Origin of the sequence: Metabacillus schmidteae (assembly GCF_903166545.1) — a bacterium.
GTDB classification, from domain to species: domain Bacteria; phylum Bacillota; class Bacilli; order Bacillales; family Bacillaceae; genus Metabacillus; species Metabacillus schmidteae.
The window spans coordinates 140,256-156,440 of the sequence record NZ_CAESCH010000001.1 but is presented as its reverse complement, the minus strand read 5'-3'; the positions used below and the strand labels follow the sequence as shown (position 1 = coordinate 156,440).

Sequence of the window (16,185 nt, the reverse complement as noted above, 5' to 3'; positions counted from 1 at the left end):
ATCTGTAATGGTGGCTAGCTCCAGCGCCAAGCCTCAGATCGCACAGGTTGTGCTAGTCGGGGCTGACGATGCGCTTGTGCTTTTCGTGAGGAGGGGTAACATGAAGAAAAAATTGGTAGTGATCGGAAATGGAATGGCAGGCGTCCGATGTGTTGAGGAAATTTTAAAACAAAATTCAGGTCTATATGAGATTTCAATTATTGGAAGTGAGCCTCACGTCAACTACAATCGAATTCTTTTATCATCTGTGTTACAAGGTGAGACAACATTTCCTGAGATAACAATTAATGATATAGAGTGGTACCAAAAATACCAGATCACCTTATATTCTGGTGAGACAGCAACGAAAATTGATACAAAGCTCAAAAGTATTTTAACAGATAAAAACCGTACGATTCCCTATGATAAATTAATTTTTGCGACAGGATCTTCACCTTTTGTTTTACCTCTTCCAGGGGTTGAAATGCAGGGGGTTGTCACATTCCGAACAATTGAAGACTGTAAAGGGATACTTGAAACAGCTAAGCAGTTCAAAAAAGCAATTGTAATCGGGGGCGGAGTTTTAGGGCTTGAAGCGGCAAGGGGATTGTTAAATCTTGGATTAGATGTAAAGGTTGTTCACAATACAGAGTATTTGATGCAACGCCAGCTGGATAATAAAGCCTCTCGTATGCTTCAAAAGCAATTAGAACAACAAGGTATGCAGTTTCTCTTAGGTAAAGTCACAAAGGAAATAAGTGGGGCTGATCGAGTAGAGGAAATTGAATTCACAGATGGGACGAAGGTAGAGGCAGATCTTGTCGTTATGTCTGTTGGTGTTGTTCCGAATATAAGTTTAGCTAAGAACACAGGTATCGATACAAATAGAGGAATTGTCGTAAATGATTTTATGGAAACGAGTATCCCTGAGATATATGCAGTCGGGGAATGTGTTGAGCACAATGGCATGGTCTACGGTCTCGTAAAACCACTTTATGAACAAGGGAAAGTTCTGGCTAAGTATATTTGTGACAAGCCAGTCGAGGGATATAGAGGCTCTATTTTATCAACAAGCTTAAAAGTACCTGGGGTTGATCTTTTTTCTGTCGGTGAATTTGAAGAGGATGAATCAACTAAAACATTAACGATCTTAAATGAAGTGGAAGATATTTATAAAAAAATTGTTCTTCGAGGAGACATTATTGTCGGGGCGTTATTGTATGGAGAAACAAGACAGCAATCAAAAGTGCTTGACATGATTGTCAAAAGAAAGCATGTAAGTGATGAGGATAAACGCAGCCTTCTGCACTCAATCGACGACGGAACATCTTCAATCAAAGCAATGAAGCGATCCGAAATCATTTGCAACTGTAATGGTGTAACAAAAGGAGCCGTTATGGAAGCTGTCCAACAGCAAGGGTTAACAACAGTTAATGAGGTAAAACAATGTACAAAAGCATCGAGTTCATGCGGTGGTTGTAAGCTGCTCTTAACAGATTTGGTTCAGTATATTCATAGTGATGAATGTGATGAATTTATTGAACATAAGTCACTGTGCTCATGTACGTCTCTTATGGAGGATGAGGTTGTTTTACAGATTCAGCAACGAAATTTAACGTCCCTGCAGGAGGTATTTGTTGAACTGAATTGGCGTGCAATCGAAGGCTGCTCCAGTTGTGTCCCCGCTATTAACTATTATTTATCAATGATTTATCCGGAGCGTGAAGGATTTAATCATGCGATAAATTCACTTGAAGACATGAAGGTGAAAAGGCTGAGTGATGGTACTTATACAGTCACACCGCAGCTTTTAGGAGGGAAAATAACGTCTAATGATTTAAAAAATCTATTAGATATGATGGATAAATACAATATAGCAGACATTGGAATCAATTCTGAACAACGAATCCAATTAAAAGGAGTAAAACAGGAAAGTATCCATGCTGTTTGTTCTCATCTTAAATTAAGTCCTGTCACAACTAATACCGTTCGTCATGTTAACACGTTTTTTAGTGAACAAGAATGTGAATGTCATACAGATGAACGCTCTCTTAAACTGTCCATTGCATTAGAAAAAGAGTTGGAGTTTTTGTTAACACCTCACAAACTGGTAATCAGTGTGTCGGGCTGTAAGCATAAAGAAGCTGATATGAGAACAAAGGATATTAGTGTCATAGGTGCTGAACTAGGCTGGGAAATTTATGTGGGAGGAAGTCTATCTCCTATCTTAAAACAGGGAGAGCTTTTTACTGTAGCTGCACATGAGGGACGAGCGAAACAAATGATTTGCGGGCTCATCCAATATTACAGAGAAACAGCCAATTATCTAGAGCAACTGGGAGATTGGGTTGAACGAGTGGGAATGATTCATATTCGTGAGGTTTTATTTGAAGATTCAATATGTGAGCAGCTTGTTCTGCGATTGGAAGCAGAACTTCATTCAAATGTTGAGAAGTCGCTATAAATAGATTAATAGAATAAGAGGTGATCTATCTTGACCGATTTGTTATTAAAATATTTCCGAACAAAGCAACAAGAAGTCCAATCTGAGAAAGTTTATGATACTCAATGTCCGTTTTGTAGTATGCAATGCAAAATGCAGTTAATCGAACAATCTGTTGTCTCGAGAAAAACCTATAAAACAATAGGGAAAGACAACCCAACATCCCAAGGACGCTTATGTATTAAAGGAATGAATGCCCACCAGCATCCGTTCCATCAAGATCGTATTCTCCATCCGTTGCTAAAAGTAAATGGAGAGTTTGTGCGAATTTCATGGGAAGATGCCCTTGCAACTATAAAGAAACACGTTGAAGAAATACAAGCAGTTGATGGGTATGAGGCATTATCGATATATGGAAGTGCCTCTATAACAAATGAAGAAGCCTATATACTTGGGAAATTTGCCAGAGTCGGCTTAAAGACTCCGTATATTGATTATAATGGCCGCCTTTGTATGTCTGCTGCGGCAACTGCGGCAAATCAGACTTTTGGCTTGGATCGCGGATTAACAAATACGTTAAAAGAAGTCCCCTTCACAAGGGTCATCTTGTTAGCGGGAACAAATATTGCCGAGTGTCAGCCGACAATTATGCCATACTTTGAAAAAGCGAAGGAAAATGGGGCATATATCATTGCGATCGATCCAAGAGAAACGCCAACAACACAATTGGCTGATCTGCATTTGAAAGTGAAGCCCGGGATGGATGCTGCGCTGGCAAATGGTTTCCTAAAAGTGATCATTGAGGAAAACTTAGTAGATGAAGCATTTGTGAAAGAACGTGCAACTGGATTTGAAGAGGTTAGGGACTATGTTCAATCACTATCATTAGACGAGATTTTTGATCTGACAGGTGTCCCGGTGGATCAAATAAGAACAGCCGCAACAAAATTTGCCTCTGAAGAATCTGGTATGCTTTTCACAGCTAGAGGGGTTGAGCAGCAAATAGATGGAACAGTTGCTGTACGAAATTTCCTAAACTTCATTGTCGCAACAGGTAAAATTGGAAAACCATATTCAGGCTATGGTGCCATAACAGGTCAAGGGAACGGACAAGGAGCAAGGGAGCACGGACAGAAGGCAGATCAATTACCGGGATACCGTTTAATTGAAAATGAAGAGCATCGTGCACATGTTGCCAAAGTATGGGGAATCGACAAAGACGAGCTGCCAAGAAAAGGTGTATCAGCTTACGAGATGTTTCAAAAGATAAATGATGGAGAAATCACGGGAATGTTTCTCGTTTGCTCTAATCCGGTTGTCTCTAATCCGAATGCAAGTTTTGTGAAAGAAGCGCTAAAGAAATTAAAGTTTTTAGTCGCTTTTGATATGTTTATCTCTGAAACTGCCCAATTTGCCGACTTAATTTTACCCGCATCCTCTTATTTAGAAGATGAAGGGACAATGACAAATGTAGAAGGCAGAGTCACTCTGCGTGAAGCAAGTCGCCCGTGTCCAGGTGAGGCGAAAAATGATTGGGAAATTATTTGTGACATTGCAAAAGTCTTAGGAAAAGAAAAATACTTTCCTTATAAAAAAGCAGAAGATATTTTTAATGAATTGAGAGAGGCGAGTAAAGGCGGAATCGCTGATTACTATGGCATTACCTATGAGCGCATTAGAAAAGAGCAGGGTATTCTTTGGCCTTGTCCTGAATTAGATCATCAAGGAACAGAGAGGCTTTTTGAACATTCGTTTGCAACACAGAACGGTAAAGCTAATTTGATCCCAGTGTCGAACACATCAGAAATACCAAAGGAAAAACCATGTGATGATTATCCATTGTACTTAACAACCGGCAGAATCATGTCACACTATTTAACTGGAGTGCAAACACGTAAAAGTTCAGCACTTGCAGCAAGGAATTTTGAATCATATCTTGAAATCCATCCTGACACAGCTAAAAAATATGAAATTGAACCAAATAGCCTTGTAGCTGTTGCCTCAAAACGAGGAAAAATTATGGTGAGAAGTAAAATCTCTGAAAAAATTAGACAAGATACTGTATTTGTTCCATTCCACTGGGCAGAAGATCAAAACGTGAACATGCTTGTAGGAGAGGACTTAGATCCGAATTGTAAAATGCCCGGGTTTAAAGTTAGTACGGTGAATATTAAACAAATATGAGGAAAATCAGTTAGTAGCTGGTTTTTCTCTTTTTTTTGTCTATTTAGCCATGTTATTAATTCTAATAAACTATGTCAGAAAAACTAACATGTATATAAAATATTTCATTTAACCGTGATATAGTGAAAGAAACTTTCCAAGGGGAGGAAATTCACTTGAATAAAAAGAAGCTTGTGCTAATAGGAAACGGAATGGCCGGAGTAAGAGCAATCGAAGAAATTTTAAAAATCTCTAAGGATGCATTCGATATCACCATTTTTGGAACGGAACCGCATCCGAATTATAATAGAATTCTTTTATCAAAAGTTTTACAAGGTGACACAGAAGTAAAAGATATCACCCTAAATGATTGGGATTGGTATGAAGAAAACAATATTACCCTTTATACAGGTGAAACTGTAACAAAAATTGATTCAGAGATGAAGGTCGTTCGTTCGGACAAAGGAAGAATTGTACCATTTGATGAAGTAATCGTAGCAACTGGATCTGTTCCATTTATCCTGCCTCTACCTGGTGCAGATAAGGAAGGGGTAACAGCATTTCGTGATATTAAAGATACAGATATTATGCTTGATGCTTCTAAAAAGTATAAAAAAGCAGCCGTTATTGGTGGGGGATTACTTGGATTAGAAGCAGCACGCGGTCTTCTAAACTTAGGAATGGATGTCACTGTTATTCACATTGCACCAACTTTAATGGAGCGTCAATTAGATGAAACAGCAGGTAAGCTTCTTCAAAAAGAATTAGAAAAGCAGGGAATGAAGTTCTTATTAGAAGCTAGTACGGCTGAGATATATGGAGAAGATCGTGTAGAAGGATTGAAGTTTAAGGACGGAAGTCACCTTGAAGCAGATTTAGTCGTAATGGCGGTAGGAATTAAGCCGAATATTTCACTAGCGGTTGAGAGTGGTCTTGATGTAAATAGAGGGATTGTCGTTAATGACTTTTTACAAACAACTATTCCAAATGTGTATGCTGTCGGTGAATGTGCAGAACATAACGGAATTCCATACGGCCTGGTAGCCCCCCTTTATGAACAAGGCATGGTTTTAGCCAAACATATTTGCGGGGAGGCTACTGACGGGTATAAAGGCTCTGTATTATCAACGCAATTAAAGGTATCCGGAGTAGAGGTATTCTCCGCTGGTGACTTTATGGAAGGCGATGACAAGAAATCTCTGAAAATCTTCGATGAACAAGATGGTATCTATAAAAAGATTGTTTTAAGAGGAAATAAAATTGTTGGGGCGGTTTTATTCGGGGATAGCAAAGAGGGTAGTCGCTTATTTTCAATGATTAAGAAGGAAGCAGACATTTCTGATACAGAGAAAATCAGCATCCTTCAGCCGATTGGAGAAGAAGCTGGTGAAAGTTTAGTCGCATCAATGGCTGATGATGAAATTATTTGTGGATGTAATGGAGTGTCTAAAGGGACGATTGTTCAAGCAATCCAAGAAAAAGGCTGTACAACAGTTGATGCAATTAAGGGTTGTACAAGTGCCTCCCGTTCATGTGGTGGATGTAAACCATTAGTTGCAGATGTCCTTCAATATACACTTGGATCTGACTTTGATGCTTCCTCACAAAAAGAAGCAATCTGTGGTTGTACAACATTATCACGTGACGAAGTAGTAGAAGAAATTCGAGCAAAAGGATTAAAGCATATAAAAGAAGTGATGAATGTACTCGGCTGGGAATCTGAAGGATGCTCAAAATGTCGTCCGGCACTTAACTATTACTTAGCAATGGTGAATCCAATTGGATACGAAGATGAAAGAGAATCCCGATTTGTAAATGAACGTATGCACGCAAATATTCAAAAAGATGGAACATATTCAGTTGTACCTAGAATGTATGGCGGTGTAACAAATGCCAGTGAGTTGCGCCGAATTGCAGATGTTGTAGAAAAGTATGAAATTCCATTAGTAAAAGTAACAGGTGGACAGCGTATTGACTTATTCGGTGTAAGAAAAGATGATCTGCCAAAAGTATGGCAAGATTTGGATATGAATTCAGGTTATGCTTACGGAAAATCATTACGTACGGTAAAAACATGTGTTGGTGAAACATTCTGCCGTTTCGGAACACAAGATTCAATGGGCTTGGGTATTCGCCTTGAAAAGAAATTTGAAGGCTTACAAACACCGCATAAAGTCAAAATGGCTGTCTCTGCCTGCCCAAGAAGCTGTGCAGAATCAGGCTTTAAAGATATTGGATTCATTGGTATTGATGGCGGCTGGGAAATCTATATCGGCGGTAATGGTGGCACACATGTACGAGGCGGAGATTTATTATACAAAGTAAAAACAGATGAAGAAGCAATGGAAATCACAGGTGCTTATCTACAATATTACCGTGAAACAGCTAATTACTTAGAGCGCACATCTGCATGGGTAGACCGCGTAGGCCTAGCACATGTCCAATCTGTTCTAGATGATAAACAAAAACGTATCGAGCTAAATGCCCGCATGGACGAAACATTATCTGTTTACAAAGATCCTTGGAAAGAAATTATTGAAGATAAGAAAACAACAAAAGAACTTTTTGAGACCGTGGAGATGTCTTAAGAGGAACTTATTAACCCTTTTTTGTACTTTTAGAAAGTATTTTTCCTGTGAATTGGTACTTTAGACAAAAACTTTCTAGGTTGATTGGAGCGGAAGGTGCGAGACTCCTGTGGGAATTGTGGGACAGGTGAGACCCCGCAGGCGCTGTGCGTCGAGGAGGCTCACCGCCCACCCCACGGAAAGCGAGCATCCTGTAGCGAAAATCAACCAACAGCAATACTAGTTACAAAGAAACAAGGGTTAAAAACAGCCTATCCAAAAAATGGTTATAAATATCAAAATATTCCCTCAAGGAGGAATAAACACATGAAGGAATTAACAAAAGCAAAGATATATGTAGGAGCATTAAATGATTTGCCCGAAAGAGTAGGAAAAACGGTTATACTAGAAAAGAACAAAGAAGTAGCAGTTTTTAAACTTTCAAGCGGTAAAATAAAAGCGATAGAAAATAAATGTCCTCATAAAGGCGGAGTGCTAAGTGAAGGGATTGTAAGTGGTGAGCATGTATTTTGCCCAATGCATGACTGGAAAATCTGCCTTGAAGATGGAAAAGTACAAGAACCGGATTTCGGCTGTGTCAAAACATATGAAACAGTTATTGATGATGGAGAGGTCTTTCTGTTAGTTTAAAGGTATAAATAAAAAGCGAAAGTAAGAGAACAATCTTCCCTTACTTAAAAATAAATAAAGTTAAGGGAGGACGAGGGAATGAGTGTAGGAAAAGTATACCTGGTTGGAGCAGGTCCAGGTGATCGCGAGCTAATTACGGTAAAAGGAAGGGAAGCCATAAAAAAAGCGGATGTTATCCTTTATGATCGACTGGTGAATTTCTCTCTTCTTGACGACGCACCAGCACATTGTGATCTGATTTATTGTGGGAAGCTTCCAACACGTCACTTCATGAGACAGAATGAAATTAATGCAACCTTAGTTCAAAAGGCAATGGCAGGTCATACAGTTGTAAGGCTTAAAGGTGGAGATCCAAGTGTTTTTGGGAGAGTAGGCGAGGAAGCAGAAGAGCTTGCTTTACACCAAATTCCATTTGAAATTGTGCCTGGTATCACTTCAGGAATAGCTGCACCATTATATGCCGGTATTCCCGTAACACACCGTGACTATGCTGGATCATTTGCTGTTGTTACAGCTCATGATAAATCGAAAAATGGCAAACCGGATATCGATTGGGAAGGATTAGCAAGAGGTGTTCAGACGATTGCATTTTATATGGGCGTTTCCAATTTAGAGCATATTTGTGAAAACCTTATCCAGTTTGGTAAATCGCCTGATACGCCCGTTATCATTATTCGCTGGGGAACGTGGAGCCGTCAACAAAACGTAGTTGGAACACTTTCTACTATTGTAGAGAAAGTTCGCGCGGCAAAGATAGAAAATCCGGCGATTACATTAGTGGGCGATATTGTTTCAACAAGGGATAAAGTGAAATGGTTTGAAAATCGCCCGTTATTTGGAAAGCAAATTCTCTATATTCGAGGAAAAGCTGAGGATGTAAATCGCACAAGTGAATGGATGGAACAAGGAGCAGACGTGATTGAATTTCCTCGATGGATCACTAAAGAAAAGTTGATCGAATCTGCTGTTTTGAATTTACTCCCTGCTTACGAACGTATGTTATTTTTATCCAGAGAAAGTGTGGAGGCCTTTTTTAACCAGCTAAAAGAGAAGAAAATGGATATACGTCAAATCCAGGCAAAGCTTTATTGTCAAAATACTTTAGCGATCTCTAAGCTTGAAGAAAAAGGGTTATATGCTGAGCATGTGGATACGATGGACCATCAAGGAAGCCTCCTTGTTATTGGATCCGAAGAACAAAAAAAGGATTATTCTAGCTTGGATGGTATCCATTTCATCTCTGTATATGAAACCAGCATTGATGGTAGATATGAGACCATTATAAAAAGATCATTAGAAGATGCATCTTTGACAACAATCGTGTTTTCATCAAGTGAAGCGGTTGATCTTCTTATGGAAAAAGGGGCTCAGTATGGAATATCTCCGAAAGAAATAAATCAAACAGTTTCCTTTGTTTGCGAAACGGCTCAAGCACGTGAAACCTTAGAAAAGTATGGTTTTGCTGTGGAGGAATCGGATGGAGAAGTACTGGTTGAGTCTTTGTAGAAAAATATATAAGTAAGCTGAAAGTAGTCTGATTGAAGTTAAATTGGGCTGCTTTTTTGTGTTCATTTGGTTTGGGATAGCTTAAAGACAAAGTAGGAAAAATTAAGAGGGGAAAAGTCCTTCATATAGTGGATGTGAAGGACAAAATAGCAGAGAACAAAGAGAGAAAAGTCCTTCATACAGTGGATGAAGAACAAAATAGGGAAAATTAAACATATAAATGTCCTTAAGAATGTCATGAAGGACAAAACTCAAGAAATAAGGAATATACTGTCCTTCATGACTTAGGATAAGAAAAATGGGGATCAATACTCAATCTCTTCATAATCCTTTGGCTGTGGAAGCGGCTGATTTGTAGTGGTAATGTTATATTCTGACAATGCTTCGGACTTTCGTTGATATACTTTTCCTTTATAAGCTTGTGATTGATTTTTGTTATTATGTTCTCTCTTCATGATGTGTCATCATCTCCTTATTCTTGATGTTAGTTTTAGCTTATCCAGATCGGAGAAGAACATGAAGAGAGAAGGAACTTTTTCATTGTTAAAAATTCACATTCTTAGTTCAATCGAATACCATCGATCACATATCTACCTTCTTCAACGGCTTCTTCGCAGGTCCTTCGATCACATCTCCTGTCACTGAAAATCTTGATCCATGACAAGGGCAATCCCATGAACGATCACCACTATTCCACTCTACTTCACACCCCATATGCGTGCAGGTAGTATCAACAAGGTTAATATTTCCATCCTGGTCTTTGTAACAACCTGCTCTTTTGCCATTCACAACAACAACAGAACCTTCATCATTGCCTATGTCTTCAATCCGTTTATCAGCAATATCGATTTTTCCTTCAATTAAATGACCTGCAACATCGAGGTTTTGCTTGAGGAATTTTTTTATGCTTGGATTGCATAAAAACGTGAAGGACTATAGAGCTCTTTGTATGGATTTTCCTTTTCTAATACAAGATCTGCAAGAAGTTGTGCAGCTGCGGTTCCGTTTGTCATACCCCATTTTCGATATCCTGTTGCGACAAAAATATTCGGTTTGTTAGAGGTAATTGGTCCAACATAAGGTACTTTATCTAATGTGTATAAATCCTGGGCAGACCATCTATATTTGATTTCTTCAATTCCGAGCACTTCCTCAGCGAATTGCTCAAGTGCTTTGTAGTGTTTTGATGTGGATGTACCTTGACCTGTTTTATGGCCATCTCCACTAACTAATATGAGCTTTTCCCCGTTCATTGGCGTATATCGCAGGGAACGGGTTGGTGAATCTGCACTATAATACATTCCTCCAGGGTAATCCTGCTTTGCTGTAATCCCTAAAATATATGAACGTTCTGCATGCAAGCGCGAAAAATAAAATCCTTTTCCATCAAAGAATGGAAAGTGAGAGCAGGCTATTGCGTATTTACATGCAACTCGACGGCCTTCACGCGTAATGACCATTGGCTTTGGTGTTGTTTCATCTATGTCAATCGCAGTTGTTTGTTCATAGACTTCACCACCTGCCTTCACAATTTCATCCACAAGCACTTTTAAGTATTTAAGAGGATGGAATTGTCCTTGTGCTTTCATTACCAAAGCACCTTTCACATCAATGGAAAAAGGAATGCTCTCAACAAATTCGCTATGTATGCCAAGTCTTTGGTAAGCCTCGTATTCTTTCATGACTTTTTTAGCATATTCATCACTAACTGCATAAATATAGGCATCTTCTTCAGTTAGATCACAATCGATTTGAAGATCGCCTGCCGTTTGGCGAACGAACTTAAGTGCATCAGCATTTGCCTGATAATATTGCTTGGCTTTTTCTTCTCCCATGTGTTGAATGAATTCATCATAAATTAATCCATGCTGGGCTGTTACTTTAGCAGTTGTATGCCCGGTCGTACCATTTAGAACTTGATCAGCTTCCAAAATAGCGACTTTCATTCCTTGCTTTGAAAGCAGGTATCCTGTTGTAATTCCGGTAATACCTCCCCCAACGATTGCGACGTCGACTTCCGTATCAATCGTCAAAGGAGAAAAAGAATGAACTTGAGTAGATTCTCTCCAAAACGGCTCCGGCTCATGTGGCATCTGTCCTTGTGGAAACTCTTCTGTCATCAAACTGCCTCCTTTGCTTCACGCTGCATTCTTCTTATTCATTTTTTCCCATTGATAGAAAAACATGTATGCATTTATATGAGCCTGACCCTCACTACGTCTCAAGTCTTAGATGAAAATAAAGCTGGCGCTCGTTTTGAGGAAATGAAAATGTAGGTAAGATAAAGACATAGAAACGGACCACAGCATAAGAAAGCAAAAACTCTTATGCGAGAAAAGAAAAGGAGGAAATAAGATGAAGAAGTTTGGTTATGTATTACTTGGTGGGGTGGCCGTTATGGTGTTGCTATCAAATCTGGCACCAATGATTGCCTTAGGGATAAGTCTTCTCATCATGTATTATGCGTACAAAGGATTTTTGAAAACTGATTCAACGTTTACAAAAGTTGTTTGTGCAATCGTTGGAGTCATTGCACTGTTTGCTTCAGCGTCTAACCTTCCAGCCGTTTTAGGCTTTGTGGCTATCTATGTTTTATATATAGTGTATAAAAACTGGAATAAACCATCAAAGAAGGTTAAAGAAAGCTCTGACCCATTCACTAATTTTGAAAAAGAATGGAATGACTTAAAAGGAAATTTATAATTCAAAAAAGGAGAGATATATTATGGCAAACATTTTTACAAGATTAAAGGAAACCATTGCAGCAGATTTACATGAGGCTTTAGATCAAAAGGAGCAAAAAAATCCGATCGCAGTTCTAAACCACTACTTAAGACAATGTGAAGCTGAAACAGAAAAGGTACGTAAGCTTGTTGAAAGACAATATTTATTAAAAGACGAATTCAATCGTGAATACAATGAAGCAGTTCATTTAGCAGAAAAACGTCAACGCCAGGCTGAAATTGCACTTCAAGCAGGGGAAACAGAGCTATATGAATTTGCTTTAAGAGAACAATCTCATTATGAGGAAAGAGTTGCACGTTTAGAAGAGTCACGTCAGCAAACCACACGTCAACTTGAAGAGCTTGAACAAAAGTATGAGGAAATGAAGCATAAGGTAAAGGATATGCATATAAAAAGAATGGAACTGATGGGCAGAGAAAATATAGCTCGAGCACATCACCGTATGAATAAAGTTGTAGATCAGGGCAGTTTTTCAACGAAAGCTTTCACTCGTTTTGAGGAAATGGAAAGCTATCTGGATCGCCTTGAACAAAAAGTGAACCAAGACTATCACCGCAGTACAATTGATGCACGAATTGCTCAATTAGAAAAACAACTAAAAACAGAAGAAACAAATGCAATTTCATAAGACAACATGGTATTCTAAAAGGGCGTAGGTCACTGCGCCTTTTTCACATAGTATAAACTTCAATTAACTCTCCAGAAAAAAGGAAGGAGGAATACCACATGCTTAAGAATATAAATTCAGACTATTTAAATTGGATCATCTTAATAGGATTTCTCCTCCTTCTATTAGAAGTATTATTTTTTAACGGTGGATTAATTGTCACCTTTCTTCTCTCCATTGGAAGTATCTATTTAGGACGGAAATGGCGACCGCGCTTTTTAGGGAAGCTCCTGTACTGGGGCGGATGGATTTGGTTCGTTGGTACCGTACTTAATATGATTACTCTTCGCTATTTTTTATTTGTATTGGTTATATATCTTATTGTCCATTTTTTTCAAACACAAAAAAACCCTAAGCAAGTAAAACCGATTATCATTGAGTCTCAAGAAACAAGTAATAACGGTGAATTTATTCAACGGAAAAAAATCTTTGAGAATAAGATTTTTTCCAGCCAAAAATCGCCGGAGCATGCATATGAATGGAATGATATTAATATCCAAGTCGGGATAGGAAATACGGTCATTGATTTAAGTGACACTGTATTGCCGATTGCTGAAGCGGTTATTGTCATTCGAAGCCTAGTTGGGAATGTTCAAGTGTTAGTCCCTTATGAGATGGAACTTCATATCCATCATTCTACAATTGCGGGATCTATTACGATCTTTCAAGAGGCCGAACAGCGGGTCGTGAATGAAACAGTTATCTACGAGACAGCACAATATAAAGAGGCTGACCAAAAGATTAAGCTCTTCACCTCAGCAATCTCGGGAAAGCTTGAGGTGAAAAGAGTATGAGCATGGTTCAGCGGCAAATTATCAGCAGCGCCATTTTTACCCTCATTATATTTGTTATCTTTTCTCTTCTGTTTTTTATGGCTTTTCCTTTCGATGAGTGGGGAGAATTATGGACTCGTAAAGTAATGGACTTACCGTTTATTTATATTGTACCAAGTGTTAGTATTTTAGCGGGTGTATGTTTTGGATTTATTACGGGATTTAGTTGGAAGAAACATCTGCGATCTATTGACCTAGATATTCAAGAGGTTTCAAAGGGAAAGCCGATTCTTACCGAACAACACCCATTACCGGATATTCAGGAAATAAAAACAAAACTAACAAAAATCCAGAAACAAATGCTGGAGCAAACAAAATTATCACAAAAAATTGCAAATGAAAAAGCGGAAGATCAGGAAAGAAGAGTTCAGGAAATGGTCTCCCAGGAAAGAAATCGGCTGGCAAGAGAGCTTCATGACTCAGTTAGCCAACAGTTATTTGCTGCATCAATGATGATGTCAGCTGTTACAGAGTCAAAGCCGATATCTGATGACTGGGAAACGAAACAACTGAAAATGATTGAAGCAACTATTCATCAGTCACAGCTTGAAATGAGAGCGTTATTACTTCATTTGCGTCCCGTTGCATTAAAAGGAAAATCACTTCAAGAAGGAATTCAGGAGCTTTTAGTAGAACTTATGCAGAAGGTCACAATGAATATAAAATGGAAGGTAGAACCGATACCGTTAGACAAAGGGGTAGAGGACCATCTATTTCGAATTTTACAAGAATCTGTTTCCAATACATTGCGACATGCGAAAGCAACAACTTTGGATGTGCTGCTTATAAAGCGTGACGAATTTGTGATCATGCGTGTGACAGATGATGGAATAGGATTTGATCAGGAAGAAGGAAAGTCAGGATCCTATGGATTGCAAAATATGCATGAACGAGCATTAGAAATTGGTGGATCAATGAAAATCGTAAGCTTGAAAAATAATGGAACACGATTAGAGGTAAAAGTTCCAATTTTGGCAGGAGAGTGGGGTGAAGAAAATGATTAAAGTCGTATTTGTTGATGATCATGAAATGGTGAGAATCGGAGTTCTATCCTACCTTTCCGCACAGCCCGATATTGAAGTAATCGGTGAAGCTGATAATGGACGTAAAGGTGTAGAACTATGCCTGGAGCTTCGTCCGGATGTGATTTTAATGGATTTAGTCATGAACGAAATGGATGGAATCGAAGCAACCAAGGAAATTATGAATGCATGGCCAGAGGCAAAAATTATTATTGTGACTAGCTTCCTTGATGATGAAAAAGTATACCCGGCTCTTGAAGCAGGTGCAACCAGCTATCTTTTAAAAACATCAAAAGCAAGTGAAATTGCGAATGCAGTCCGGGCGACCTTTCATGGACAATCTATACTGGAGCCTGAGGTAACAGGGAAAATGATGATGAAAATGCGCCAAAAGGATGCGGTTCATCTGCACGATCAACTAACCTCCAGGGAAATGGAAATTTTAATGCTTATGGCTGAGGGAAAAACGAATCAGGAAATCGCTGATGAATTATTTATTGCGCTAAAAACAGCTAAAACACATGTGAGTAATATTTTAAGTAAACTTGATGTACAAGACCGAACACAAGCGGTTATTTATGCATTTAAACATTCACTTGTAAAATAAATACTAAGGAGAGACAGCATATGCATAGAAATATAGAGCTATATAATTACTTAGTAGAAAACTCTTGGCAAATGACAGAGGATTGGTATCATCTTGTGGAGGATGAAGATCCCAATTCTGTTTATTCTTCAAGAGATCCAAAAGTTATCCAAGCCTTAAAGGAGCAAAATCAAGATTATTTTCTACGTTTACATAGGATTTTCAAAAAAGAAGAAGATCAGTTTTTCAAGGAATTTACAGAATGGTCGGAAGAATTAGCCCGAGACCAGAAACATCTGGATACGCCAGTGCATTACGTTGTTAGGGAGTTTGGTAGAACACAGGAAGTTTATATAACCTACATAAAGAATTTCTACAAACAAAATATAGATAAAATCGATGTTGACAGACTTTTCCTTTGGTTAGAAAAGGTGAGAAAAATCTGCCAATTATCTATTTACATTTATATTGATCAAGCTCATAAGAATACGATGAGACAACTGGCGGCACAAAAGGAAGTCATTAATGAACTAAGTGCACCGGTTATCTCTCTCCAAAACAGAGTAGCTCTGCTTCCTCTAATAGGAGATATTGATACGGCAAGAGCAAAATTAATTATAGAAAATACATTAAAACAATGTGCTAATTTGGATGTTGATTACTTATGTATTGATTTATCAGGTGTTGTTATTATCGATACAATGGTAGCACAGGAAATATTTAGTTTAATAAGAGCACTGCAATTACTGGGTATTACTGCTATTTTATCTGGAATAAGACCAGAAATTGCCCAAACAGCTATCCAGCTTGGTCTTGATTTTGGAGAAATTAAAACAACTGCATCATTAGCCAGTGCGTTGGAACAGTTGTATGCATTAAAGTAAAAAACGCAGAACGAGTGTTCTGCGTTTTTTACTTTATGGTCCGCAGGGACAGGTTCCTCGTCCCACCCCGTGGGACAAGGAACCTGTCCCTTTGTCCCGAATTCATCTATAATAGAAACAGAATGTAGTTACGAAAGGA

12 protein-coding genes and 1 pseudogene are annotated in these 16,185 nt (G+C 38.5%); 11 read left to right on the top strand and 2 right to left on the bottom strand.

Annotated features, from left to right (window positions below; all coding sequences use genetic code 11):
* Nucleotides 1-100: 100 nt before the first annotated feature.
* From nirB (HWV59_RS00730) to cobA, 5 genes are all read left to right on the top strand, one after another.
* Nucleotides 101-2,443, top strand: coding sequence for a nitrite reductase large subunit NirB (gene nirB, locus HWV59_RS00730; protein WP_175637844.1), 2,343 nt, complete (start codon nt 101-103; stop codon nt 2,441-2,443).
* Between the two features lie 30 nt (nt 2,444-2,473).
* Nucleotides 2,474-4,606, top strand: coding sequence for an assimilatory nitrate reductase catalytic subunit NasC (gene nasC / locus HWV59_RS00725; protein WP_175637843.1), 2,133 nt, complete (start codon nt 2,474-2,476; stop codon nt 4,604-4,606).
* Between the two features lie 155 nt (nt 4,607-4,761).
* Nucleotides 4,762-7,173 (top strand): nitrite reductase large subunit NirB, encoded by a 2,412-nt coding sequence (gene nirB / locus HWV59_RS00720; RefSeq protein ID WP_175637842.1) that lies wholly within the window; start codon nt 4,762-4,764, stop codon nt 7,171-7,173.
* Nucleotides 7,174-7,479: 306 nt separating this feature from the next.
* A complete protein-coding gene (gene nirD / locus HWV59_RS00715) occupies nt 7,480-7,803 on the top strand; it encodes a nitrite reductase small subunit NirD (RefSeq protein WP_175637841.1) in 324 nt (107 codons plus the stop codon).
* 78 nt (nt 7,804-7,881) lie between these two features.
* Nucleotides 7,882-9,309: a uroporphyrinogen-III C-methyltransferase gene (cobA, locus tag HWV59_RS00710; protein WP_175637840.1), complete on the top strand. Its 1,428-nt coding sequence runs from the start codon at nt 7,882-7,884 to the stop codon at nt 9,307-9,309.
* 305 nt (nt 9,310-9,614) lie between these two features.
* Here the strand turns inward: cobA and HWV59_RS00705 are convergent, their stop codons facing one another.
* Nucleotides 9,615-9,764 carry a hypothetical protein gene (locus tag HWV59_RS00705; RefSeq protein ID WP_175637839.1) on the bottom strand — a complete coding sequence of 50 codons (150 nt, stop codon included), beginning with the start codon at nt 9,762-9,764 and terminating at the stop codon, nt 9,615-9,617.
* A 127-nt stretch (nt 9,765-9,891) separates the two neighbouring features.
* Nucleotides 9,892-11,402: pseudogene (locus tag HWV59_RS00700) on the bottom strand (FAD-dependent oxidoreductase).
* Between the two features lie 262 nt (nt 11,403-11,664).
* Here HWV59_RS00700 and HWV59_RS00695 point away from each other — a divergent pair.
* The 6 genes from HWV59_RS00695 (at nt 11,665) to HWV59_RS00670 (ending at nt 16,046) form a co-directional block, all read left to right on the top strand.
* Entirely contained in the window at nt 11,665-12,012 is a 348-nt protein-coding gene (locus tag HWV59_RS00695; RefSeq protein ID WP_175637838.1) for a lmo0954 family membrane protein, read from the top strand.
* A gap of 22 nt (nt 12,013-12,034) precedes the next feature.
* Nucleotides 12,035-12,682, top strand: coding sequence for a PspA/IM30 family protein (locus tag HWV59_RS00690; protein WP_102230522.1), 648 nt, complete (start codon nt 12,035-12,037; stop codon nt 12,680-12,682).
* Between the two features lie 98 nt (nt 12,683-12,780).
* Nucleotides 12,781-13,515 (top strand): cell wall-active antibiotics response protein LiaF, encoded by a 735-nt coding sequence (gene liaF, locus HWV59_RS00685; RefSeq protein ID WP_175637837.1) that lies wholly within the window; start codon nt 12,781-12,783, stop codon nt 13,513-13,515.
* Entirely contained in the window at nt 13,512-14,558 is a 1,047-nt protein-coding gene (locus HWV59_RS00680) for a sensor histidine kinase (protein ID WP_102230520.1), read from the top strand. Before liaF ends, HWV59_RS00680 begins: the two co-directional genes overlap by 4 nt.
* Nucleotides 14,551-15,183 (top strand): response regulator transcription factor, encoded by a 633-nt coding sequence (locus HWV59_RS00675; RefSeq protein ID WP_102230557.1) that lies wholly within the window; start codon nt 14,551-14,553, stop codon nt 15,181-15,183. The genes HWV59_RS00680 and HWV59_RS00675 overlap by 8 nt, the downstream gene beginning before the upstream one ends.
* A 20-nt stretch (nt 15,184-15,203) precedes the next feature.
* A complete protein-coding gene (locus HWV59_RS00670; RefSeq protein WP_175637836.1) occupies nt 15,204-16,046 on the top strand; it encodes an STAS domain-containing protein in 843 nt (280 codons plus the stop codon).
* Nucleotides 16,047-16,185: the final 139 nt, after the last annotated feature.